This window comes from Flavobacterium coralii (genome assembly GCF_019891545.1).
Classification (GTDB): Bacteria; Bacteroidota; Bacteroidia; order Flavobacteriales; family Flavobacteriaceae; genus Flavobacterium; species Flavobacterium coralii.
Map to the genome: position 1 here is coordinate 65,353 of NZ_JAHDIU010000009.1, position 23,660 is coordinate 89,012.

Below are 23,660 nucleotides of genomic sequence, written 5' to 3' on the forward strand. Positions count from 1 at the left end.
TTTGCACTGTTTTACAGCAGATTTTTTAGAAGATGAAACGTGTAGTAGTTGGTTTATCGGGAGGAGTTGACAGCAGTGTGGCAGCATACCTGCTTATGGAGCAGGGTTATGAGGTTATAGGGCTGTTCATGAAAAACTGGCATGATGATTCGGTAACCATATCAGATGAATGCCCGTGGCTTGAAGACAGTAATGATGCACTTCTTGTTGCTGAAAAGCTGGGCATACCTTTCCAGACAGTAGATCTTAGCGAACAATATAAAGAACGTATTGTTGATTATATGTTCAACGAGTACGAAAAAGGCAGGACACCAAACCCTGACGTGCTTTGCAATCGCGAAATAAAGTTCGACGTTTTCATGAAAATTGCCCTTAGCCTGGGTGCAGACTATGTGGCAACAGGGCATTATTGCCGTAAAGACACTATAATACAAGACGGAAAAGAAGTGCACCGCCTGCTTGCGGGTGTAGATGCTAATAAAGACCAGTCCTACTTTTTGTGCCAGCTATCGCAGGAACAACTGGGTAAAGCGCTTTTCCCTATAGGGGAGCTTACCAAGCCCCAGGTGCGCGAAATCGCCGCTAAAATGGAACTGGTTACCGCCGAGAAAAAAGACTCGCAGGGGCTTTGTTTTATCGGTAAAGTACGCCTGCCTGAATTTCTTCAGCAACAGCTTCAGCCAAAAGAGGGTACTATCTATGAAGTGAATGCTGATTCGGATGCATATAAAACCGAAAAACCTGCATTTACCTCTGTAAAAGAACAATTAGCTTTCGAGGCTAAAAATATAGCTTATACTCCCGATATGGGTAAAGTAGTGGGGCGCCACCAGGGGGCACATTATTATACTATTGGGCAGCGTAAAGGCTTAAACGTAGGCGGTACAAAAGAACCGCTGTTTATCATCGCTACAGATGTAGAGAGCAATGCTATATATACAGGGCAGGGGCACAGCCATCCGGGCTTGTTTCGCAAAGCGTTGTTTATCCAGGAAAGCGAAATACACTGGGTACGGGAAGACCTTGCACTTAAAGATGGCGAAACCATGGATGTAATGGTACGCATACGCTACAGGCAGCCGCTTCAAAAAGCTACACTGCATAAGTTTGATAATGGTATGTATATATCTTTTGAGCAGCCGCAAAGTGCCATTACAGAAGGCCAGTTTGCCGCATGGCATATTAACGATGAACTTATTGGCAGCGGGGTAATATCCTAATCTTGTAATATAATACTGCAATTATGTAATTTTGAAGGTATATTTTTTTCATAACTTGTTGGTTAACAAATCACCACATTATGAAAATTATTAACCCAAAACTTCACGCAGTGCTCGACTACATTACTGTTATTTTTCTGCTTGCGGCACCGGAGCTGTTTAACCTGCCCGAAATGACGGCTATGTTTACCTATGTGCTTGCCTGCGTCCATTTTCTGCTCACCATTATTACCAACTTTGAATTTGGGTTAATAAAATGGCTGCCTTTCCGTGTGCATGGATACATAGAGCTTGTAGTAGCTTTTGCGCTTGTTTTTGCTTCTTTTTATCTGGGCAGTACAGATGGTGTTTTTTCAAGGAACTTTTATCTCATTTTTGCGGCCATAATACTTATTGTTTTTATACTGACCGATTTCAGGCACTCAAAAGCAGATTAGCAACGTTTTACTCTTTTGTGATAAATGGGTATCTTGCAACTTATTTGCAAACTGATGTATTATAACCTGCATACCCATAATTATACTGCCGATAAAAATGTTTTAGAAGTAGTGAACCGTTACCCGTATGAAGAGGCAGACGTGCCTTACTTTTCAACGGGTATTCATCCGTGGTACATTCAGGAAGATAAGATACAACAACATTTAGCTATTATAGAACAGCGGCTGGCAATGCCCAACTGCCTCGCATTAGGCGAGTGCGGGCTTGATAAGCGTATTGATATTCCATTGCAATTGCAGCAGTCTGTTTTTGAAAAACAACTGCTTTTAGCAAAAAAATATAATAAACCCGTAATTTTGCACCTTGTTGCAGCTTATGCCGAACTGATAGCAATTACAGATGCCATTAAACCCGGTGTACCAATTATTGTGCATGGGTTTTCTAAAAACAGGGAGGTTGCCAAACAATTGCTTGATAAAGGTTTTTACCTGTCTTTCGGGAAATACCTGTTACGAAATGAGGGACTTTCAGAGGTTTTGAAGTATGTGCCTGATGATTGTTTTTTTCTTGAAACAGATACGATTGAAGAGGGTATAGCCGATGTATATAATAAGGCAGCGGTGGCTAAAGGTGTAAGTGTACAAACGATAATTGAGATAACACAGAATAATTTTAAAAAGGTTTTTAGTAATGGCTGAATGGACGGAGCGCGCCGAGCTTTTATTTAAGAAAGAAGGACTTGACAAGTTAAAGAATTCGCATGTACTGGTTGTAGGTATGGGCGGGGTTGGCTCTTTTGCAGCCGAGTTTGTTGCAAGGGCAGGTGTAGGTAAAATGACAATAGTTGATGGCGATGTAGTAGATATTACCAACATTAACAGGCAATTGCCCGCATTACATTCTACAATAGGTAAGCCAAAAGTTGATATTGTGGGCGACAGGCTCATGGATATAAACCCTAAGCTGGAACTTATCAGGATAAAAGAATTTTTATCACCTGAGCGTGCCTATGAGCTGGTTACGAAAGATTATGACTATGTAATGGACTGCATAGATAGCATAACCCCTAAGCTGAATTTAATCATGTCTGCAAAAAGGCAGAAGGTAAAGATTATCAGCAACATGGGCGCGGGCGGTAAATTTGAAGCGGCTAAAGTTAAGGTTTCTGATATTGGTAAAACTGAATATTGCCCACTTGCCAAAACCATACGCAAAAGATTGCGCAAAGAAGGTATTTCGGGTGGAGTTAAAGTAGTTTTCTCTTCGGAACGTGCTGATGAAACCAGCCTAAAAATGACCGACGGAAGCAACTTTAAAAAGTCGTTTTATGGCACCAATAGCTGGATGCCTGCATTATTTGGGCTACACGCTGCCGAAACGGTAGTAAAATACCTTATTAAAAAATAAAATGTTAATATATCAGTTGGTTTGTTAATAACTTTTAATGCTAATAAAACAGATAATATTCTAAATTTGAATGCCTTATGAAAGGATTATAGTTAAAGTGAGTGTTAACTATTTACATATTTCACCATGAATTGGATAACTATGTAAAAGTATGCGATTTAAATTTGCAGGTGCATTCGAAAGAAAAACTGATGGAAGCACAATAAAAAAATGGGAACTTACTTTTTCTCTTGGACTATCGTTTATTAGTAAACTATTTAAGTAACAATGAACCCGCGAAATTCAAGCGGGTTCATTGTTATATATATAATAGGAAATATGTTGTCAATGCTACCTAATCATCTATAGTAGTAGGATTTGACTCTAATCTATTATTAATAGTTGAGGTATCTTGATTTGATTTACCTGTAATTCTTACAGGAATTGTAGCGGGTCGTGGAGGTGGTGATACCAAAGGTTCAGTCACTATTGGTGGTATTGCAAGCGTATCAACAGGTTTACCTATGGGGAAATAAATATCGGTTATCCATTTAGATGGCTGCCTTGTTTGCTGCATGTTTACAGAATATACTTCTACATATTGACCTGTAGTATTAAGTTCCATTTGCTTTTCTGCAATGTGGCTGTAGGCTTTATTCCATGCTTCCTTAAGGTGGGAGTAATCTCCGTTAAGTGTTGTTTTAAGCGCTGTAAACGATTTTAGCTCGCCACCAACAAATTCACTGCCCGGCGCTGTAAATATCTCTTCTTTAAGCGGTATGCAAATAGTATAGGCAGCGCTGTTATTAAGCCTGTCATATTTATCATATACAACAAACGGCACACCGTTTTTACCCATGTTATTGGCTTTTACAAAGCTCAGCAGCCTTGGTATTACCGTTGCCACGCGTTGGTTAATACCGTTTATACTGCTTGTGGTAGGGTAGCCAATATAATAAGCATCTTTTTTTACAGCCTTTCCTTTAATGGCAACAGAATAATTGTTAATCTCATTCGTAAGGAAGGTTTTAAGCTTTTGCAGCCCGTTTTGCAGTGCCGACTCAATCTGTTCTTCTGTGCCGCCGTTTAGCAATGCATAGGCTTTCTCTGTAAAAGACAAATTACCCTTTAGTCTTACGCTTACTTTTGTGCTGTTAAGGGTATCTTTAAATGTCCAATAAATTTTACTTGTATTGGTTCCTGTTGCCGAACTCTGTACTATAGAGTCAAGATCTTTAATTTTTAAAGTCTTTATCTCACCTTCATTTTCACCTGTTTTCCAGTAGGCATAAGCTCCGGGGCCGGATGTGGTATCAGAAAATGTATAAACCGTAGTGGTGTCTGTATCGGTTAGTATATTTATATTATTCCAGTTAGAATAATCGTTTATATAATTAAAAAGCGATGCGCGTGGTATGTTTATTACTTTTTCCTCCTTTATATCATAACTGCCTGCCTGTGTTGCCACAAATACAATAAGGGCTACAGCAGCAAGCAGCAGGAGCAGGAAAATATACTTAACAATTTTCATAAAAACGAAAATTTATATTTTCCTGTAAAAATATAAATATTTCCTGTAAGAAACTAACGCTGTTAACAGGCGTTTTCTTTAGCCTTTACTGTCATCACAATCTACAAAATCCTCAGGGTAGGGAGAGAGGCTCAGTTTATCAACAATCAGGTAAATATCTTCCTCTTTGGTATACACATCTATTACATCACTTAATTTGCTGCCGTATAACGTTTTGCGGTGCGTTGTTATAGTGTGTTCCTGTATTTTATCTGTAATATTATAATTGAACGAAACCAACCCCGCATAATCATTACGCAGCTGAACCTGCCAGTGGTGCTGGCTGCCATGTTTGCCAACATACTTCATGCGGAATGATATCTTGCTGTAGCAACTTGTCTTCTCCCAGTTGTCCCAGCCACCTTCGGTTTGTGCATTTGCAGCAAGGCATAACAGTAGGGCAGCGGTAAGTGCAAATATCTTTTTCATGGTTATTCTGCTTTAAATATAGTTACATAAAAATCAGGTGTAGTCTGGTGAACAAGATAAGAAGCCTCCTCGCCAGGCTTTAGTTGCTGGGTTATTTTAATGTATTCTTTAGATGGCTTGCCATCCTCAGTAGCATTTTTATAATCGGCTTGTTTTACTTCTGTGTAGCTATTATCAAAAGGCGTCTCGGTAACTGTATAAGTAATAGTTTTAGTAGCTGTGCCTGTTTGCTTCAGGGTTATCTTTTTTTCATATAGCTCCTGCCCTAAAGTGCGGTTCACCCTGAAGTTAACTTTATAGGAGACACCATTGCCTGCATCATGCCAGGTATCATATTTTTCCAGTATTTCTTTTTTTATGAGCGGAATACCACCTGCACCTTTAGTTTGTGCTGCCGATGCAGTATTTTCAGTTTGATTGGGAATAACCTGTGTACGGCCCACATCATAATAGTTTACTATTTGCAGCCCACGCTTAAAAGGTATAACAAGGGTATCGGTATCTATACCTTCAGGCCCCTGCTTACGGATAACAAACTTGTTTTCGCCCTCATGCAGCGGTACCCGTGTATATGAAATGGTTGCAGGTAAAGTCTGCCAGTTGCGTGTGTCGGCTTTTTCGGTTGCAGCACCGGCTATGTCGGCACCAATCTGCACAAGGTCACCACCCGTATCACCCATAAGCTGGCTGCCGATAGCAGCAAGCCCGGCTCCGGCCGCTTTCTTTGCCGCAAAACGAAGCACGAGGTCTATGGTTTCGCGCAGCATGCGGTCTTTTAGGCACTGCTTAGCGATAGGGTAGAAATCCTGTGCCAGGTAAAAAGGCTGGGGTTTGCCATTTACATCTATCTCTGCACCGGTATAATAACTCCCTCTTTCCCTGTATCGTGGTATGGCAATGGCATTTATAGTGCCGATATCAGACCCTACAGGAATGGGTATTATTATCTCTTCCAGATGGTCGCCATCCATATACGAGCCGTAGAATATGCCTGCCGCCCCTGATGCCGTTATTACAATCTGGTCTTTTGCAGGGCCAATGCCGTTTTCCCAGAAAATTACAGCTTCACCTTTGTTTACAGCCTGGTAGTCCGCCGGGCTTGTTTTAGCTGCGCTATCATCTGCAGGCAGTTTAAACTTATTGCGGTAGTCATTATACTCCTGGGTAAAGCCCATAAGCTTTGCTGTGCGCAGGAGGTCTTTTTGCAATTGTACAGGCGTTGTAACACCAAAATATTCGCCGTTATTACGTCCGTAAATCTCTGCTGCATTGCGATAGGCAATAAAGGCATTGTTTATATCACCTGTAGATTCATACAAAATACCCTGTAGTATCTGCGAAAAAGCATCTTCGCTATACCTGTTTTTATTTTCTTTATAATTCTCATTAAGCTCATACAGCTTTAAGTTTATCCTCTTAGCCTCTACAAGCGCTTCATTAGGCATGCCCATTGCAAAATAGTTAAGTGCCTTGTAGTAAAAAAGCGTAACCTTTTCAAAGTCCTCACCTTTATACGGCTCTGCCATTGGGTTGGTAAACTTGGCTGCAACAGCCTGTCCCGCTTTTGTTTTAATGCGGTCTTCTATCATTATATAGGCTTCTTCCAAGAGCTTGTTACTTTCTGCATAATTACCGCGCATGTGCTCTACCTTTCCTTTTTCGAGAAGGTAGAGCAGGCGGTTGCGTTTTTTATTAAGAAAGCTGTTTTTCTCTATACCTGATATAGCCTTATCATATGCCCCGTTAAAGAGGTTTGCTTCTATATCAGATGTTTTGGAGTTATAAGTACTGCAGGAAGAAAAAGCTATCAATAACAGCAACAGGCCAACGGCATATTTGCCTTTGCTTATACTTAATTTCATATAAAAACAGGTGCTGTTATACTATTACAGCTTTTTACCGATATACTTTTTGATTTTTTTGTCGCCTATCCACACTTTATCGTTTGTCTGAATATTGGTAAGCTCAAGATCTATCTGGTAGTAAACTGTTTTTTCTTTTCCGGCCTGGTCAACAATAGAGTTTATAGTGCCCTGAAGCATAAAGTCGGCACCATTTTCTAAACCGAATTTTTTCATGGTTGACTGTGATGCAAAGTTTTGCTGGTCGGCCCTTTCAGCCCTCACTTCTTCACGCATGTTACCGGCCTGTACCAGTTTCATCCTGCCTGAATTAATTATAGCCTTCTCAATGTCTTTAGAAAACGTTTCGGTAGCAATATGCTCGTGCGATTTGTTTACAATCATGCCAACAATAATAACAGGCTTTTTACCTGCATTTTCAGAGGCATAAGTGCTGTACCATGCATGCTCCATCAGCTCCGCGGTAATTTCTTCAGCAGTAAGCCTTGAATCTGTTTCGTTCCAGCGTCCGCTAAGGTCTGTAACCGTGTTTTCATTTACGCGCTGCACCTGTGGAGATGAACAGCCTGATATTGTTAAACCTGCGGCAAGCGCCAAAGCTGAAAGTAAAGTTCCGGTTTTCATAAACTATTTGTTTTATTGATTAATGATTTTGTTAACATTTTTAACAAGCAATCTTACAAAAGGTGTGCCATTAAAATTTATGTTGTAAATGTACATAAAAAAATACCCTGTTAAGGGTATTTTCATGCTAAACCAACTACTCAAAAACTAAAGGAAATTGTGCTAAATTGAAAGAAGAAACTAAGTGTTAAGGTTGTCTTGAGTAGCTTGTCCGTGTTTTTATGATGTAGCAAAGATGGGGTAAATGCAGACACAGGAAAATACCTAATAATGGGTAATTTTACAGGTAGTACTACCCATTAAAATCATATTTACGTTCCATGCTATAGCGTAAAAGCTCACTTTTACCCTGAAGGTTGAGTTTTTTAAGTATGTTTTTGCGATGGGTATCTACAGTGCTTTTTTCAATAAAGAGCATATCGGCAATTTCCTGAGAGGTTTTGCCTTCCCCCACAAGTTTTACAATTTCCATTTCGCGCTTGCTTAACGGTATGTCCTGCCCTTTGGGTTTTTCGGGGTGTAATTTTATTGAATCGTCAAAGAATATTTCTCCCGACATAACGCCCCTTATTGCTGCAAGTACAGTTTTGAGTGAAGCATTTTTCATGATATAACCGGATGCCCCTGCTTCCTGCATTTGCGATATAGCCTCATCCTGCTCAAACATGCTGAAGGCTATAATTTTACAGTTCGGAAAGTCTTTTTTTATGCTGCGTGTTGCTGTTATGCCGTCCATTTTCGGCATACGGATGTCTGTAAGAACCACATCTGGTTTTTTAAGGCTTACAAGCTCCAGCAGCCGTTCACCATCGTTGGCTTCGCCCACAACGGTAATATCATCTTCATATTCCAAAAATACTTTAATGCCATCTATCAGCGACTGATGGTCTTCGGCTATTACTAAACGTATCATATCGGCAGGTCTATTATTATGGTTGTCCCTTTTCCTTTCTTAGAATCTATGGTAAAAGTACCACCCAGTTGTTCTGTTTTTTTCTTTATGCTGTCAAGCCCCATTCCATCAGCTTTCCCTATAATATTGGTATCCATACCCACACCATTATCTTCAATAATTATATTGATATTATCGTCATGGTTTGTCAGTTGCACAGATGCCTCTGTAGCACCTGAGTGCTTTATTATATTAGTTGAAAGTTCCTGCACCATCCTGAAAATAGCTATTTCCATTTTATTCTCAAGGCGTTCGTCAAACCCGAAAGCATTTACTTCTATAGAAAGTTTGCCCGGAACTGATATTTTTTCGGCTAGTTTTTTCAGCGCCGGTATAATACCCTCACTGGCAAATACCCCTGCATTTTTTGCGTGTGCCATACGCCTGACTTTCTGGTAGGCTTCTTCTATAAGCTCGTCTGTCTTCTGGTATAGCCTGTTCTCTTCTTCCCTAAGCTCATTTTTGCGTATTTTAAGATTTTCAAAATTCAGCTTCAGGGCGGCAAGCATACTGCCCAGGTTGTCATGCAGGTCATTTGCTATGCGTTGGCGCTCTTTTTCCTGCCCCTCAAGCATCAGGTCTATACTTTGAAGCTCATATTCTTTCAGGGCTTTTTCAAGCTTTTGCTGCTCAATAAGTTTTTCCTGCTTTAATATCTTTTCTTTACGCTTTGCATTTTTAAAAACCAGGAATCCTATAACAAGGCTTGCGGCCAACAAGCCGGTAAAGGTGTAAATTAGTATTCTGTTCGTTGCGTTATCACTCCGAAGTAACTGGTTTTCAAGCTCTTTTTCTTTTGTTTTATATTTGGTTTGTATATCGTTTATGGCAATGTTTTGCTCTTCAGATTTTAAACTATCGGCAAATTGTTTGTTTAATACTAAATACTTGTAAGCATTTTTTATGTCGCCTTTCATTTGATAGTTTCCGGCTAAGAATTCATAAATATATTGCTTTGTTCTTAATGTATATTTTTGAATAGGCAGCGACTCGGCGAGATGCAGGTATTCTATAGCTTTATCATAATCCTGTTTATGATGATATGATGAGGCGACATTTATGTAATTGGAACATAAATCATCAACAGTGCCTGAACTATTTACTATTTCACGATCTTTTTTGAGGTAGTATAGTGCGGAATCAGGCTTTTGAAGCCTTTCATTATACACAACAGCCACATTGTGGTATATGCGTGCCAGTAAATCGATATTGTTTCTTTCTTCTGCAAATTTTAATGCTTTTAAATAATAGTCACGGCTACGCTCATTTTCATTATTATCAAGCATCCATACCGCCATATTGCAGTAACCTTTTGCAATCTTAATAGTATCTTTCTGTTTAGTTACATATTGTTGGTATTCTTCGATGTATTTTAAGTAATTATTCTTATTATAGTCCTGTGCGCTTATTAAATAGGCAATATCAATATTAATGTCCATGGCCTTATCCATGCTGTCAGCTTCTTTGTATTGTGCTTTTGATTTTAGATAATACTCAAATGCTTTATCCTCATGGCCCACATACGTATATCCACATGCTAAAAGGTAACTTCGAAAAGCCTTATCTGCTTTAGAAAGCTTATTCACATCCATTTTCTCGAGCATGTCTAATGTCGTGTAGTGCATATTTTTATCAAAATACTCTTCTGCAAGCAGCAGTTGCCTGCTGTACTGAGCACTACTGTACTGACAGGATAAAAGCAGTAAAAACAGATAGATATAAAAACGTCCTGCCATACTATGTTCTGATTAAATATTGATTATGTTGAGTAAGCAATGCTGCCTCTTTTATTTGGACAGCATTGCTCTGTAAACTCTTTTAGAATTTTACCTTTAATGTTCCGTAACCCACTCTTTTCGGCACCGTTTTATCACGTACCTTATCAGTCAGCATTTCGGTATCATAATGTCTCTCTATCTCCCTTTGCAGGTTAAATTCGTCATCATGGCAAAGTATAATCTCCACATCACCAGTAAGGCTTATATTGCCGCTTGGTGAATCATTATGGAGGCTTTTCAGGTTAAAGCTGATATCATGCAGTATCAGGTTGCTTAGATCTTCAGACAGGTCTGTATCCGGAGCAACATCCTTAATCTGCATGTGTATCAGAACCCTGTCAACGCCGTTTTTTGAAAAGTTGTAAATGCCTGGAAATTCATAGCTTCCGTTGTCGAGCCTGGGCAATACAACGCTGTACCTTGCAGAACCTGTACCATCAGTGTAGGTGCCGGCTCCATAATAGACAATGTTAATCATAGAATAGGTTTTTTTGGTTAATAGGCAAATTTCTGATGGTTAAGGTAAAAAAAAATCCCCATCAAAGGGGATTTACATTTCATATTTTGTCAGCATTTTATTACCGCTTATCCTTTAAGGTAGAATTTTATAAAAAACAAAATTGCTATAAATGCCATAAAGCCAATAAGTACTTTGTAGCTGCCTTTATAGTGTTTTTTGTGCAATTTTAAATCTTTGCGGTAAACATATATCATTGCCGCTACAAATGCTACTACAAAAAATACGGCAAATATTAACTGGCCCTCTGTAAACATGTTGAAATCTTTTTACGCAAAATTACAACATAGTACTTATAAAAAGTATTTTTAATGCATTAAATAGTAATACAGATTATGAAGAAACAATTAGAAGCCGTAAAAGAATTTCATACTGCATTCGGACTGGGAGTAAGCGATAAGCCAAGAGGAAGCCTGGGCGATAGCGTAAACATGCTTAGGTATAACCTGATGAAAGAAGAAAACGAAGAATATCTTGAGGCTGTGCAAAATAATGATGTTACCGAGATTGCCGATGCACTGGGCGACATGCTGTATATATTGTGCGGCACTATACTTGAACATGGCTTGCAGCACAAAATAGAAGATGTTTTTAATGAGATACAGCGCAGTAATATGAGCAAGCTTGGCGCCGACGGCAAACCAATATACCGCGAGGATGGTAAGGTCATGAAAGGCCCCGGCTACTTTAAACCCGATTTTGCATCAATATTACAGGAAGATTAAAACAAAAGGAGCTGTCTCAAAAGTGTCATTCTGAACGAAGCGATAGCGAAGTGAAGAATCTTGAATGATTTGATTTTAGTTAAGATTCCTCCTATCGTCGGAATGACAAAGTGCTGGTAAAAGCACTTTTGAGACAGCCCCTCTGTTTTTTGTTTAGTTTATCTTCATTGTCCACCCAAAGGTGTCTTCAGCACGTTTGTATTGCAAATCGGTAAGCATTTTCTTTAAGCGTAGCGCAACAGGGTTTTCCTGCTTTGGTAATTCATAATACTTATCTTTATAGCTAAAGCCTACTATAGGGTTAACTACTGCAGCTGTGCCCGCACCAAATATCTCTTTTAAAGAGCCATCTTCGGCGGCAGCTACAAGTTCGTCAACAAGTACAGATCGTACTTCTACATCTATGTTTTCACGCTTGGCAATATCAATAAGGCTTTTTCGCGTTACCCCATCAAGTATTCTTTCGCTTGTTGGAGCAGTATATAAAGTATCGTTTATCCTGAAAAATACGTTCATGGTGCCGGCTTCTTCCAACTTGGTATGCGTGGCGTCATCTGTCCAGATAATCTGCTGAAAGCCCATTTCATTAGCAAGTTTGGTAGGGTAAAACTGTGCTGAATAGTTACCTGCTGCCTTTGCAGCGCCAATGCCGCCGTTTGCAGCGCGGCTGTAATGTTCTGCAATGATAACCTTAACCTCGCCTGAGTAGTAGGCCTTAGCAGGTGAAAGTATGATCATGAAACGGTAAAACTGTGCAGGTGCTGCAATTACGCCGGGCCCAGTTGCTATCATAAACGGGCGGATGTATAATGAACTACCCTCACCGTGCTTTACCCACTCGCGGTCTATGTCTATCAGTTTTTTCATGCCTTCCATAAAAACTTCTTCAGGCACTTCGGGCATGGCCAGCCTTGCAGCCGATTTATTAAAACGCCTGTAGTTTTCATCGGGCCTGAAAAGCCATACATCGCCCTGTGCATCTTTGTAGGCTTTCATGCCTTCAAAAATTGCCTGCCCGTAATGGAACACTTTAGCAGACGGGTCTATCAAAAATGGTTCGTAAGGTTTTATAACCGGTTTTTCCCACACCCCCTGTTTATAATCGCATATCAGCATATGGTCTGTAAACGTATTGCCAAAGGTGAGGTTTTCGAAATCAACATTGCCTATTTTAGTCGTTTCGGCCTTGTTAATAATGATATCGTTTGTAGCTGAATTGCTCATCAAGTTAAATTTGGTGGTAAATAATTAAGTTGTGTTATGCGCAAATTTAAGAAAAAAACCATGTTGGGTAGGGGATAGCAGGTAAATTTAGTTAAAGGTGTTTTGTTTATATTTGTTTTTAATGTTACAGAACCTGATTTTCAGGTCGTGTATTTGCAGAAATTTATAAATTTGTGAGATAAAATTTTAATTCTTTTAAAAAATGAAGAAAGTAATAGTACTGGCTGCTGCCCTTGCGGTTTTTACAGCCTGCAAAGACGATAAAGAAACCACTGTAGAGAGTGAAGGCACAATAATAGAAACTCCGACAGACACTGTAACGGTAGATGTTGATACGCTTGAAGGAGCTGAAACAGGCGCAGATGCCGAAGCTGAAGCTGCCGGTAGCGCTGAAACGGTAACTAAAGAAAATACTGCTGCAAAACCATCTGTTAAATATGCTGCTTTCGGAGACAAGATGATAGCTGACAATGCCCTTACCAAAGAGCAGATGCTTAAAAAATACAGTTCATTAAAGCCGGGCGATACTATTAATGTAAAATTTAAATCGACCATTAAAAATGTTTGTCAGAAGAAAGGCTGCTGGATGACGCTTGATATGCCGACAGGCAAAGAATCTTTTGTACGGTTTAAAGATTACGGCTTTTTTGTGCCGCTTAATGCAGGCAGCAGGGAAGCAGTAGTTAACGGTAAGGCGTTTGTGAGTGAAATATCAGTAGCAGAACTTAAGCATTATGCAAAGGACGAAGGCAAAAGCCAGGCTGAAATTGATAAAATAACCCAGCCTAAGCTTACCTATGGTTTTGAAGCTAACGGCGTACTGATAACCCAATAATGAAAAGTATATCAGCAGTGTTGCTTTGCCTGTTGCTTATTACAGCATGTAAAAAAGAAGCAGCGGCAGAGAAGGAAGGTGAAACCACCGCTGTAGCAGCCGACACTACAGCGCAGGGCAAGGAAGAGCTTAAAATGTATGAAATGTCGGAAATGGCAGCACTAATGGAGCAGATGTATGCAGAGAACATGATGCTGAAACAACGTATTGTAAGCGGCGATACCCTTGGCAATTTTCCGAAGCATTTCCTTAATATACATGCTTCTGCCATGACAGATGAAAGCGAGAATGATGCGTTCTTCAAAGAGCAGGCAGCCAATTTCATTAAAGCACAGGAGCTTATTTATAAAGACCCGGATAACGCAAAGAAACATTTTAACGATGCTGTTTCAGCCTGTGTGCAATGCCATGAGCAGAAATGCGGAGGGCCTATACCGCGCATAAAAAAATTGTATATAAAATAGTGGAGAGAGAAATCATAACTACTTCTGATGGTTCTGTGACCATTTACCTTCCGGAACTAAAAGAAACCTATCATTCTAAGTTCGGGGCCATACAGGAAGCGTATCACGTATTCATAAAAAACGGGCTGGCACATTTAAGTGGCCGGCCTGTTTCTGTATTAGAAATGGGCTTTGGCACCGGGCTAAACGCTTTTATAACCTATCTTGAGTCGGTTACTAATAATCAGGAAATTTATTATACAGGCATAGAGGCATATCCTGTTGCTGCCGATGAAGCGGCAAAACTTAACTATGTTGCACAATTAAAAGCTGAAGAGCACACAGCAGTTTTTAACACTATGCATAGCGCAGCCTGGGGTGAAGAAGTTAAAATTAACAAAACCTTTACACTTTTAAAGTGGCAGATGCGTTTTGAAGATATACATGATGAAGCACTGTATGACATAGTTTATTTTGATGCTTTTGGCTATCATGCACAGCCTGAGTTGTGGAGTACAGCAATATTCAGCAAGATGTATAACGCATTGAAACCGGGAGGTATACTGGTAACTTATGCCTGCCGTACGGTTATAAAAAAAGCTATGCAGGAAGCCGGTTTTGTAACCGGGAAACTGCCCGGACCACCCGGCAAAAGAGAAATGCTTATAGCAACAAAACCTTAACTTTGAGTTAAAAAATTATTATATTAAAAATTTAACACAGTAAAAATTATCATATTACTGATATTTGTATCAAAATATTTATTACATTTACATACGTTCTTATCACCTACTAACATTAATTAATAATTTGTAAAAGAATTATGCCCAGAAGTATGTTTAGTTACACAAAACAGGTTTTGGTAAACGTGAGTTTTGACCCGAAGCTGTTTTGTAAAGAAGTAGAAAAAGCGTTAAAAAGCCTTTTGCCTTATGAGATCGATCAATTGCTGGAATGGCTGAAAACTTTTACTAACGGAAAGCCTGAACTGCAAGCGTGCCTTACTAACGTAGAACAATAAACAAAAGAGGAGCCACTGGCTCCTCTTTGTGCTTTATAAAGTAGGCTGCATTACTTTTTTTGCAGCGGGCTTGTAATTTCTACATTCTGGAAGGTTATCGCACCCCTTACCACTCCGGCAATAGTACTTCGTAGTGCCTCTATAATGTGCAGCTTTAGTTCTTTTTTAGAATAGATAAGGCTCACCTCCCGCGATGGCCTCGGCTCTTTAAAGTGGCGTAGTTTTTTATTTGCCTTATCTCCCATATCAAGCGTATGCAGGTAGGGCAGCAGTGTCATCCCCAACCCTTCGTCAGCAAGCTTAACAAGGGTTTCAAAACTGCCGCTTTCAATCTGGAAATGATTATCATTGCCAAGCCCTTTTGCTTTACAAAGGTTTAATATATTATGGCGGAAACAATGCCCATCCTGCAACAGCAGTACATTGTGCAGGTTCAGGTCAAGGTCTTCCACTTCAAACTCTTTTTTATTGTATGCCGGTATGTTCTCCGGTACATAAGCTACAAAAGGCTCATAATAAAGCACAATTTCTTTAATAGTTTCTTCATGCAACGGGGTTGCTGCAATTGCTGCATCCAGTTGCCCGTTCTTAATCATCCTGATGATTTCTTCGGTGGTACGTTCTTCAATTATAAGGTTAACCTTTGGGTACTTCTTTATAAAATTATTCATGAACATAGGCAGCAGGGTTGGCATTATAGTAGGTATTATACCTACTTTAAAATCACCCCCTATATAACCTTTCTGCTGGTCAACAATATCTTTAATACGTCCCGATTCATTTACAATATTCTTTGCCTGGCTAACTATCTGTTCGCCTACAGTAGTAAGCTGTATCGGCTTTTTGCCCCGGTCAAAAATCTGTATATCCAGTTCTTCCTCCAGCTTTTGTATCTGCATACTCAGCGTTGGCTGTGTAACAAAACATTTTTCTGCTGCAAGCGTAAAGTTTTTATGTTCTGCTACCGCAAGTACATATTGGAGTTGTGTTATGGTCATGATATAAATTTTTATGATAAAATTATAAAAACTATTGATATAGTCTATATTATTAATGGGTAAATTTGTTTAAATTTATGGTATAAAAACTTACAAACACACCAAAAAATCTTAGTTATATGAAGACAAAAAAACAATCGGAGGCAACAAATATTCTTGGCCTTCCTGTTAAAGAAGCCGGCGTAATAGCAGCCGAATTAAATATACTGCTATCTAACTTCCAGGTATATTACCAAAACCTTCGCGGCATTCACTGGAACATACGCGGTAAAAGGTTTTTTGACCTGCACATAAAATTTGAAGAGTTATATAATGATGCACAGTTAAAAATTGATATGGTTGCAGAAAGGGTACTTACGCTTGGTGGGACACCGCTGCACACTTTTGAAGATTATATAGCTAATAACAGGCTTGAAGTGGGTAAAGATATCAGTAAGGATGTAGATGCCGTTCAGCTCGTTATAGCATCACTTTCTGACCTGCTTAAAATTGAAAGGGTAATACTTGAGGAATCGGATAAAATTAATGACGAGGGTACCAACTCTATGATGAGCGATTTTATAAAAGAACAGGAAAAAACCATGTGGATGATGAAGGCATGGTGCGAAGAGGAAATTTAAGCAAAAACTCTTTAACATCTGTTTACCTGCTCTTATAAAAATTGCTATCTTCGTATGCATGAAGATAGCAGTTAAAGTAACACTATTATTGTTCCTGTTCTTCCTTACAATGCCTACGGTTATTAGCATTCTTGAGGAAGATTCGGATGTTTCTTACGCTTATAATATAAGCGAGGAAGAAAATGAAAGTGTGCTCCAGGCTGTAAACACATTATCACATACTAATGTTGTTGCTTTATTGCCTAAAGTAAATAAAACATTAAAAATAAATTTATATAGTCTCCGCAGGCACACAGGTGTTTGCGGAGATATTTTTATACCCCCTCCCGAACCGGCATAAGTTAAGATTGAATCAAATGCTGCTTTAGCGGCTTATGTACAGTATTTTAATTTCCGGTTATGTCAAAAAAAGAAAATGTTTTTGCAAACCTAAAGTCCGATTTTCCATCAGGGCTTGTGGTTTTTTTAGTTGCCCTGCCTTTGTGCCTGGGTATAGCGCTTGCTTCGGGTGCGCCACCGCTTTCGGGTATCCTTGCAGGTGTAATTGGCGGCCTTGTAATAGGCTCATTAAGTAATTCAAATATAAGTGTTTCAGGGCCTGCTGCCGGGCTCATATCCATAGTACTTACTGCTGTGGCCACACTTGGCTCGTTTCAGGCATTTTTGCTTGCGGTGCTGCTATCGGGTGTGCTGCAGGTAATTTTAGGCTTTTTAAAAGCGGGCAGCTTATCTAATTATTTTCCCTCAAATGTTATAGAGGGTATGCTTGCCGGTATCGGCGTAATTATCATACTTAACCAGTTGGAACACGCTGTTGGCTATGATGCAGGCGGATTTGAAGGTTCAGAGTCACTTTTCAGGCTTGACGGCGGCAACCCATTTTCTGATATTCCTCAAATTATAAGCCGTTTCGAAGTTGGTGCAGTCATCATTGCAGCAGTTTCACTTATTATCCTCATAATGTGGGAAAATGTTAAGGCGCTTAAAAAGCTAAAAGTGCTGCCGGGTGCATTAGTTGCTGTACTGGCGGGAATACTCATCAATGAATACTTTATTAGAACTGGCAACCCTTTGGCGCTGGAGCGTTCACACCTCGTTACATTGCCGGTACCAGAATCTTTTCAGGATATAAAAAGCGTATTATTAACTCCTGATTTTTCTGCTATCGTTAATCCGCAGGTGTGGGTTACAGCAGTTACCATAATGGTAGTAGCCTCTGTAGAAACATTACTTTGCATAGAGGCATCAGACCGGATGGATGAGTTGAAACGCTACACCGATACCAACCGTGAACTTAAAGCACAGGGTATAGGCAACATGCTTAGTGGGCTTATTGGCGGGTTACCTATAACATCTGTCGTGGTAAGGTCTTCTGCTAATGCAAGTGCAGGTGCCCGTACTAAAATGTCCACAATCATTCACGGTACGCTGTTGCTGTTATGTGTGCTGACTATACCCACGCTGCTAAACAAAATACCATTTGCTACCCTTGCCGCAGTACTGCTTGTAATTGGCTATAAGCTGGCGCGGCCTGCAAAGCTTATCCATTTCTGGAAAAAAGGCATATACCAGTTCGTGCCATTTATCGCAACACTTATAGCCGTTGTGGCTACAGATTTATTGCGCGGTGTAGCCCTCGGAATGATAATCAGCGTTATATTTGTACTTAAGGGTAACCTTAAAAGGGCATATAACTTCAGGAAAGAACAGTATAAAGAAGGAGATGTTATCCATATAGACCTGGCACAGGAGGTATCTTTCCTTAACAAGGCAGCTATAAAGGCAACCCTTAATGAAATACCAGAAAACTCGAAGGTAGTAATTGATGCATCTGAAACGGTTTACATTGCGTATGATGTACTCGACCTTATAGAGGAGTTTGCCACGGTAAAGGCAAAAGAAGAAAATATTGAAGTAACGCTTATAGGCTTTAAAACGGCTTATGAGTTACAGAATACAGATAATAATAATGTTTTTGTTGCACATAACAACAGCGGTAAAGCAAGAGATAAAAAACAGGACATATACTAATACAACACGATAATGAGCACAGACTTTTACAAGAAGATTATTGATAACAACAAAATATGGTCGGAAAACAAACTTTCTGAAGACCCCGATTATTTCCAAAAACTGGCCCAGGGGCAGTCGCCACCTTTGTTATGGATTGGCTGTTCAGACAGCCGAGTACCTGCAAACGAGATAATAGGGGCACAGCCGGGTGAGGTTTTCGTGCACCGCAATATTGCCAACATGGTTGTACACTCTGACATGAACATGCTGAGCGTGCTTGATTATGCCGTGAACGTGCTTAAGGTAAACCATGTTATTGTGTGCGGGCATTATGGCTGTGGCGGTGTTAAGGCTGCCATGGGTAACCAGTCAATCGGTATTATTGATAACTGGATAAGGCATATTAAAGATGTTTACAGGCACCACAGGATATATTTAGATTCTATAGTAAACGAGCATGACAGGTTTAATACTTTTGTAGAGATAAATGTAAAAGAGCAGGTATATGACCTTGCCAAGACATCTATAGTGCAGGGAGCATGGCGTAACGGGCAGGAACTTTGCCTGCACGGCTGGGTGTATGGGCTTGACACAGGTATTGTTAAAGACCTTCAGGTTAACCTTTGCGATAACCATGACCTTGATAAGGTTGACAGGCTGAAGTTTTAGTTTACAGGATTAAAATATATATTAGGCTGTAGGAACTATTGTTTTTACAGCCTTTTTTATGCCTCTTCGTCAAGGTTTTCGTTAAAGACAGAGGGTAGTAACTGCGGTATGAATTTAATAAGCAGTGGAAGCAGCAGGCTGCCCCCCGGCAGCAGGAATATGGTTAATGAAGGCACGGTTTTACAGATTTCCAGTAATTGCTTTTTTACTTTCTTTTTTTCTCCTGCATTAAGGCTGCGGTGTGCAGAGTGGGTTAGCAGCAGCATAAGCTCTCCGTTGTTGCTTAGCTCTTTAATAAGCCGTTTCCTGTTGCGGTTAATCAGCAGCATAACGTTTTGCGAAGCATGGTCGTAAAAATGCTTTACAGGGTTAGAATACTTAAAATAGGGGATATGGCTGCGGTACAATTTTATAAATACATCAAAACCTGCAATGCTTTCTGCGGCTGCCTGCTCATTAAGGTTAAGGCGTGCTGCCAGCGTATATAAAAATTCGATTTCAGCCTGTTCCGCCGCGCCGTCACTCCATATTGCCATGCCTGCTATATCTAATAGGTAAAGCCTTTCCGGCTCCGATTCAAAATAAGATAGCTGCAACGCCTCTACGTCATTTGCAGCCACTTTTGTGACTTTGGTATAACGAACAGAGGCTTCAAACAGCTTTATCAGCAAATCGTCATACGTTGTTTTTTTAGACTTTACATTCAGTGCTGCCAAAGCAAGGCCCACTACAGTTTCCTCCAGTTTTTTCAGGTAATTTTCTGGTATATGCCCGTTGATAAGATATTGGCGGAATGCCAATACATCCATGAACAGCAGCGCGTTGGTAAGTATGTGCGAAAAATTACGGCTGATGATATTGTCATTCGTTTTGATGCGCTCATCAAGTACGTCTTCCAGTTGATGCGATTTAGGAGATGCAGGCAATACTTTTTTTAAGAATGAGTATCCTTCGGGTGCCATGTGCTCATAAAATGCAATGGCTTTATCTGTAAAAGCTTTTGCATCTGTACCCTCTGTAATGCAGTACATGCCGTACAGGCTGTTTAATAATGCCGCCTTTATTGCTTCTTCGGCTGTCCAGCCTTTAGTTTCTTTTTCTTCAAGAAAATCTGTAACGGCTACATATCCATAAATAAAGCCACTATCCCTTACGGTTTTATAGAAATCGTGAGGCGCAGTATCTTTTGGGAACTGCACCTTAAGCCGGGCAAAATATTTATCTATCCATCCGCTGGCCGAGGGGTTAATCATGGCTTGTTTTATTTACTGCAAAATTATAAACTTTTTGCCAACAGGCCAGGCAAACTACAGTTATCAATTTATTACATGCAGCAGCTTACAGCTTGAGCATTCCGTATTTAAGAATACACCATATAGCCCTGAAGCCATCTTTATAATTGATTTTTTTACCTTCATCATAGGTACGCCCATAGTAAGATATGCCAACCTCATAAATTCGGATCTTCTTAATCCGGGAAATTTTAGCAGTAACCTCCGGTTCAAAACCAAAACGCTTTTCTTTTAAATGCAGCGACTTAAGCATGCCGGCATTAAAAAGCTTGTAGCAGGTTTCCATATCCGTAAGGTTAAGGTTGGTGAATATATTCGACAAAAAGGTAAGGAACTTATTGCCTAGAGTGTGCCAGAAGAACAAAATGCGGTGCGGGTTGCCGCCAATAAACCGTGAGCCATAAACCACATCAGCATAACCATCTGTTACGGGCTTTAAAAGTATGTTATATTCTTCGGGGTCATATTCAAGGTCGGCATCCTGTATAATAATATAATCGCCTTTAGCCCTTTTTATACCCGTGTGAAGTGCCGCACCTTTGCCTTTATTAACAGAGTGTTGCTCAAGTATTATATTATGCTCTGTATTATCATTTATATATTGTTGGATAACAGTATAAGTACTGTCAGAAGAACAGTCATCTACTATAATAATCTCTTTGGCAATATCATGAATAAGCGATACTTTTTTTACCTTATCCAGTAGCAGGTGAATGGTATTGGCTTCATTATAAACCGGAATGATTACAGAAAGCTTAAACATGCTCAGAAAACTTTTGATAGGTTTTGGTTCTTTCACTGTAAAACTTCGCCATTAACAGCAGTACGGCAGGAAAGAAAATGATTGTAAAACGGTCTCCCTCAAAACAGGAAACACCTGAAATGAGTAGTGTGTACAGTACGTAAAAACTTACTACACTATAAAAAGGTGAGTTTTTGTACTTAAAAAGATATAGCATTGCCAGTATAAAACCGGAAACTGAAAACAATAAATTCTGAATTCTGCTGGCTAAAAGCATCCCCCGCCTTAAAAACTGGTAATAGCCTTTATTATGCACATTGCTCATTACATTTAATGAGGAGCTATTGGTAGTTATATTGTTCCACAGATTGACAAAATAAGCTTTAATCAGATTGACTTTATTATTCTTTAATTGATCTTTTAAATCAGCCTGCGCAACTTTTTTTACTTCATGGTGTGTAAGAGTGAGCAAGTGTGGCATTCTTGGATTCTCATATTTCGTAAAAGTTTTTCCCTCCTTGTAAAGGAATGCCCTTGTACCAATGTAACTGTACAGTGTAACATTATCTATATAACTTATGGTAAAGTCGCCATAGTCTCTTTTTACCATAGCACACTGAATGTATATAAGCAAACCGCATAAATAGATTAAAAGTGCCGCAGGTTTTAAAGCATTTTTAAAGAGTGGCTTTATAAAAAATAGAATTGCTATGATACTTAAATACTTTGCCCCGGGTTTAATCAGTACCGATGCCAGTAAAACAGCAATTGCGAAAGCAAGATAACGGAATGTTTTGGTACTATACCATTTATTAACAAGATAAAAAGTAAGTAGCATACAGAATGTGAACAATGCTTCGGTAAGTAAATGAAAAATTACCGATATACATCCTACGAGTGTAAAGAAGGCTAATACAAAATAAAAAGCCTTTCGCCCGGGCAATATTTTCTTTATAAGGCTAAACAAAAGTAAGGATGTACCCAACCATGAAATTACATTTATGAAGAAGCTAAACTTATATATGGCACTGTCTCCAAACCCGAACAGGTACGGAATACCTGTTATTGCCGACATTATTAACGGGCGGTACGGGTGCGATTTTAAGTCATGGTATAAAAAGCCGGCTGCCTCACGATAATTATCAGAGTCAGGGAAAATATAGGTTTGGGCATTAACATCTAAGGCAATATATAAAAAGGCTACCCAGAGTAAACCGATAGTAGCTAATACATAATAATACTTTCTGCCTTTTAGCTCCATTTAAGCGAATCAACATTAATTCCTGCAAATAAACAACATTCGGTTTATTAATGCTATAATTAGGTATTTAAAACTATATTTTAACGAGATATAGCTGTCTAAATATTAGTATTTCCATAACAATAATTGTGATTATGCTAACATGGCAGCCTTTATATATAGCTTAATTTCGTTTGAATAAGTAACAAAACATAAATCTAAACAACCTTAATTATGAAGAAGACACCTTTTTTTAGTAAAGTTTTTATGGGAGCTGCTGTGCTGTCGCTATCGTTAGGTACAGTTTCTTGTAAAGATGACAAAAATGACCCTGCTGAAGTAGCTGAAGAGCAGAACGAAGAGAAATTTGATGATAATGAGGCCAAAGAAGATGACTCAGAATACCTTGTTATGGCTGCCGAAGTAGATATGAAAGAGATAGAGCTTGGAAAACTTGCCCAGCAGAAAGCTACTAACGCAGATGTAAAAGCATATGGCCAGATGATGGTTACCGAGCACCAGAAAGCTTCAGATAAAACTAAGGAGCTTGCACAGAAAATGAATGTATCGCTGCCAATGGCACTCACAGAAAAAGGACAGGAAGCTTATGATGACCTGAATGACGAAACAGGAATGGACTTCGACAAAAAGTATATTGACATGATGGTTGATGGACACGAAAAGACTATCGACAAAATGGAAGACGCATCTGAGAATGCTAACAGCGAAGAAGTTAGGATGTGGGCTGCTAACATGCTGCCAACTTTAAGGCAACACCTTGACAGGGCTAAGCAGCTTAAAGAGCAGATGGATAATAACAACATGTAATAGTGGTATAATAAAATTGCTATGAGAAATCTTTTATATATAATTGCCGTTATTCTTATTGTAGCCTGGGCTTTAGGTAGTTTTGCTTATCATGTGGGCAGTGCCCTTATACACCTGTTGCTTTTAGTAGCAGTAGTAATGATATTACTCAACTTTTTCAGGGGCAGGAGGCTCTAACATAAACGGTAAACATAAAAAAGTAGCCGCCTTAGTATATACTGAGGCGGCTTTTTT

Annotated in this window: 28 protein-coding genes; 15 read left to right on the plus strand and 13 right to left on the minus strand. The window is 39.4% G+C overall.

What is annotated here, in order from left to right; translation table 11 throughout:
* Positions 1-32: 32 nt before the first annotated feature.
* The 4 genes from mnmA (at position 33) to KJK34_RS12595 (ending at position 3,065) form a co-directional block, all read left to right on the plus strand.
* Positions 33-1,220 (plus strand): tRNA 2-thiouridine(34) synthase MnmA, encoded by a 1,188-nt coding sequence (mnmA, locus tag KJK34_RS12580; RefSeq protein ID WP_223054237.1) that lies wholly within the window; start codon positions 33-35, stop codon positions 1,218-1,220.
* Positions 1,221-1,300: 80 nt separating this feature from the next.
* On the plus strand, positions 1,301-1,657 hold the full coding sequence (locus tag KJK34_RS12585) for a hypothetical protein (protein WP_223054238.1): 357 nt from the start codon (positions 1,301-1,303) through the stop codon (positions 1,655-1,657).
* A gap of 54 nt (positions 1,658-1,711) precedes the next feature.
* Positions 1,712-2,356 (plus strand): TatD family hydrolase, encoded by a 645-nt coding sequence (locus KJK34_RS12590; RefSeq protein WP_223054239.1) that lies wholly within the window; start codon positions 1,712-1,714, stop codon positions 2,354-2,356.
* Positions 2,349-3,065, plus strand: a complete 717-nt coding sequence (locus tag KJK34_RS12595; RefSeq protein ID WP_223054240.1) for a tRNA threonylcarbamoyladenosine dehydratase — start codon at positions 2,349-2,351, stop codon at positions 3,063-3,065. Before KJK34_RS12590 ends, KJK34_RS12595 begins: the two co-directional genes overlap by 8 nt.
* A gap of 334 nt (positions 3,066-3,399) precedes the next feature.
* On the opposite strand, the gene KJK34_RS12600 is transcribed toward KJK34_RS12595, so the two are convergent.
* The 8 genes from KJK34_RS12600 to KJK34_RS12635 all read right to left on the minus strand — a co-directional run bounded on the left by KJK34_RS12600 (position 3,400) and on the right by KJK34_RS12635 (position 11,033).
* Positions 3,400-4,575, minus strand: a complete 1,176-nt coding sequence (locus tag KJK34_RS12600; RefSeq protein WP_223054241.1) for a GyrI-like domain-containing protein — start codon at positions 4,573-4,575, stop codon at positions 3,400-3,402.
* A gap of 78 nt (positions 4,576-4,653) precedes the next feature.
* Positions 4,654-5,043, minus strand: coding sequence for a hypothetical protein (locus KJK34_RS12605; protein WP_223054242.1), 390 nt, complete (start codon positions 5,041-5,043; stop codon positions 4,654-4,656).
* A 2-nt stretch (positions 5,044-5,045) separates the two neighbouring features.
* The gene (locus KJK34_RS15480; RefSeq protein ID WP_223054243.1) at positions 5,046-6,905 is read right to left on the minus strand and encodes a COG3014 family protein; all 1,860 of its coding nucleotides are present in this window, start codon (positions 6,903-6,905) and stop codon (positions 5,046-5,048) included.
* Between the two features lie 24 nt (positions 6,906-6,929).
* Positions 6,930-7,529, minus strand: a complete 600-nt coding sequence (gene lpoB, locus KJK34_RS12615) for a penicillin-binding protein activator LpoB (RefSeq protein ID WP_223054244.1) — start codon at positions 7,527-7,529, stop codon at positions 6,930-6,932.
* 292 nt (positions 7,530-7,821) lie between these two features.
* Positions 7,822-8,442 carry a response regulator transcription factor gene (locus KJK34_RS12620; RefSeq protein WP_223054245.1) on the minus strand — a complete coding sequence of 207 codons (621 nt, stop codon included), beginning with the start codon at positions 8,440-8,442 and terminating at the stop codon, positions 7,822-7,824.
* Entirely contained in the window at positions 8,439-10,217 is a 1,779-nt protein-coding gene (locus KJK34_RS12625; RefSeq protein ID WP_223054246.1) for a tetratricopeptide repeat-containing sensor histidine kinase, read from the minus strand. The genes KJK34_RS12620 and KJK34_RS12625 overlap by 4 nt, the downstream gene beginning before the upstream one ends.
* 82 nt (positions 10,218-10,299) lie before the next feature.
* The gene (locus KJK34_RS12630) at positions 10,300-10,737 is read right to left on the minus strand and encodes a hypothetical protein (protein WP_223054247.1); all 438 of its coding nucleotides are present in this window, start codon (positions 10,735-10,737) and stop codon (positions 10,300-10,302) included.
* A 107-nt stretch (positions 10,738-10,844) separates the two neighbouring features.
* Positions 10,845-11,033 (minus strand): hypothetical protein, encoded by a 189-nt coding sequence (locus KJK34_RS12635; RefSeq protein WP_223054248.1) that lies wholly within the window; start codon positions 11,031-11,033, stop codon positions 10,845-10,847.
* A gap of 78 nt (positions 11,034-11,111) precedes the next feature.
* On the opposite strand from KJK34_RS12635, the gene KJK34_RS12640 reads away from it, so the two are divergent.
* A complete protein-coding gene (locus KJK34_RS12640; RefSeq protein WP_223054249.1) occupies positions 11,112-11,501 on the plus strand; it encodes a pyrophosphohydrolase domain-containing protein in 390 nt (129 codons plus the stop codon).
* Positions 11,502-11,654: 153 nt separating this feature from the next.
* On the opposite strand, the gene KJK34_RS12645 is transcribed toward KJK34_RS12640, so the two are convergent.
* Complete coding sequence (locus tag KJK34_RS12645; protein ID WP_223054250.1) at positions 11,655-12,725, minus strand: branched-chain amino acid aminotransferase; 1,071 nt, start codon at positions 12,723-12,725, stop codon at positions 11,655-11,657.
* A 202-nt stretch (positions 12,726-12,927) separates the two neighbouring features.
* Here KJK34_RS12645 and KJK34_RS15245 point away from each other — a divergent pair, with 202 nt between their 5' ends.
* The 4 genes from KJK34_RS15245 to KJK34_RS12665 all read left to right on the plus strand — a co-directional run bounded on the left by KJK34_RS15245 (position 12,928) and on the right by KJK34_RS12665 (position 15,024).
* Entirely contained in the window at positions 12,928-13,560 is a 633-nt protein-coding gene (locus KJK34_RS15245) for a DUF4920 domain-containing protein (protein WP_236937652.1), read from the plus strand.
* Positions 13,560-14,024, plus strand: coding sequence for a hypothetical protein (locus KJK34_RS12655; RefSeq protein ID WP_223054251.1), 465 nt, complete (start codon positions 13,560-13,562; stop codon positions 14,022-14,024). Before KJK34_RS15245 ends, KJK34_RS12655 begins: the two co-directional genes overlap by 1 nt.
* On the plus strand, positions 14,024-14,686 hold the full coding sequence (mnmC2, locus tag KJK34_RS12660) for a tRNA (5-methylaminomethyl-2-thiouridine)(34)-methyltransferase MnmC2 (protein ID WP_223054252.1): 663 nt from the start codon (positions 14,024-14,026) through the stop codon (positions 14,684-14,686). The genes KJK34_RS12655 and mnmC2 overlap by 1 nt, the downstream gene beginning before the upstream one ends.
* A 152-nt stretch (positions 14,687-14,838) precedes the next feature.
* Positions 14,839-15,024: a hypothetical protein gene (locus KJK34_RS12665; RefSeq protein WP_438839210.1), complete on the plus strand. Its 186-nt coding sequence runs from the start codon at positions 14,839-14,841 to the stop codon at positions 15,022-15,024.
* Positions 15,025-15,074: 50 nt separating this feature from the next.
* Here the strand turns inward: KJK34_RS12665 and KJK34_RS12670 are convergent, their stop codons facing one another.
* Complete coding sequence (locus KJK34_RS12670) at positions 15,075-16,022, minus strand: LysR substrate-binding domain-containing protein (protein WP_223054254.1); 948 nt, start codon at positions 16,020-16,022, stop codon at positions 15,075-15,077.
* Between the two features lie 119 nt (positions 16,023-16,141).
* Here KJK34_RS12670 and KJK34_RS12675 point away from each other — a divergent pair, with 119 nt between their 5' ends.
* The 4 genes from KJK34_RS12675 to can are packed head-to-tail and all read left to right on the plus strand — an operon-like array spanning position 16,142 to position 19,324.
* Positions 16,142-16,642, plus strand: coding sequence for a Dps family protein (locus KJK34_RS12675; RefSeq protein ID WP_223054255.1), 501 nt, complete (start codon positions 16,142-16,144; stop codon positions 16,640-16,642).
* A 58-nt stretch (positions 16,643-16,700) separates the two neighbouring features.
* Complete coding sequence (locus KJK34_RS12680; protein WP_223054256.1) at positions 16,701-16,982, plus strand: hypothetical protein; 282 nt, start codon at positions 16,701-16,703, stop codon at positions 16,980-16,982.
* Positions 16,983-17,041: 59 nt separating this feature from the next.
* The gene (locus tag KJK34_RS12685) at positions 17,042-18,673 is read left to right on the plus strand and encodes a SulP family inorganic anion transporter (protein WP_223054257.1); all 1,632 of its coding nucleotides are present in this window, start codon (positions 17,042-17,044) and stop codon (positions 18,671-18,673) included.
* Positions 18,674-18,685: 12 nt separating this feature from the next.
* Positions 18,686-19,324 carry a carbonate dehydratase gene (gene can / locus KJK34_RS12690; protein WP_223054258.1) on the plus strand — a complete coding sequence of 213 codons (639 nt, stop codon included), beginning with the start codon at positions 18,686-18,688 and terminating at the stop codon, positions 19,322-19,324.
* A gap of 56 nt (positions 19,325-19,380) precedes the next feature.
* Here the strand turns inward: can and KJK34_RS12695 are convergent, their stop codons facing one another.
* From KJK34_RS12695 to KJK34_RS12705, 3 genes are all read right to left on the minus strand, one after another.
* Positions 19,381-20,577: an LETM1-related biofilm-associated protein gene (locus KJK34_RS12695; RefSeq protein ID WP_223054259.1), complete on the minus strand. Its 1,197-nt coding sequence runs from the start codon at positions 20,575-20,577 to the stop codon at positions 19,381-19,383.
* A gap of 85 nt (positions 20,578-20,662) precedes the next feature.
* Positions 20,663-21,379, minus strand: coding sequence for a glycosyltransferase family 2 protein (locus KJK34_RS12700; protein WP_223054260.1), 717 nt, complete (start codon positions 21,377-21,379; stop codon positions 20,663-20,665).
* Complete coding sequence (locus tag KJK34_RS12705) at positions 21,372-22,619, minus strand: glycosyltransferase family protein (protein ID WP_223054261.1); 1,248 nt, start codon at positions 22,617-22,619, stop codon at positions 21,372-21,374. The genes KJK34_RS12700 and KJK34_RS12705 overlap by 8 nt, the downstream gene beginning before the upstream one ends.
* Positions 22,620-22,832: 213 nt before the next feature.
* Here KJK34_RS12705 and KJK34_RS12710 point away from each other — a divergent pair, with 213 nt between their 5' ends.
* Positions 22,833-23,426 carry a DUF4142 domain-containing protein gene (locus KJK34_RS12710; protein ID WP_223054262.1) on the plus strand — a complete coding sequence of 198 codons (594 nt, stop codon included), beginning with the start codon at positions 22,833-22,835 and terminating at the stop codon, positions 23,424-23,426.
* A 21-nt stretch (positions 23,427-23,447) separates the two neighbouring features.
* Positions 23,448-23,603, plus strand: a complete 156-nt coding sequence (locus KJK34_RS12715; protein WP_223054263.1) for a lmo0937 family membrane protein — start codon at positions 23,448-23,450, stop codon at positions 23,601-23,603.
* Positions 23,604-23,660 lie beyond the last annotated feature (57 nt).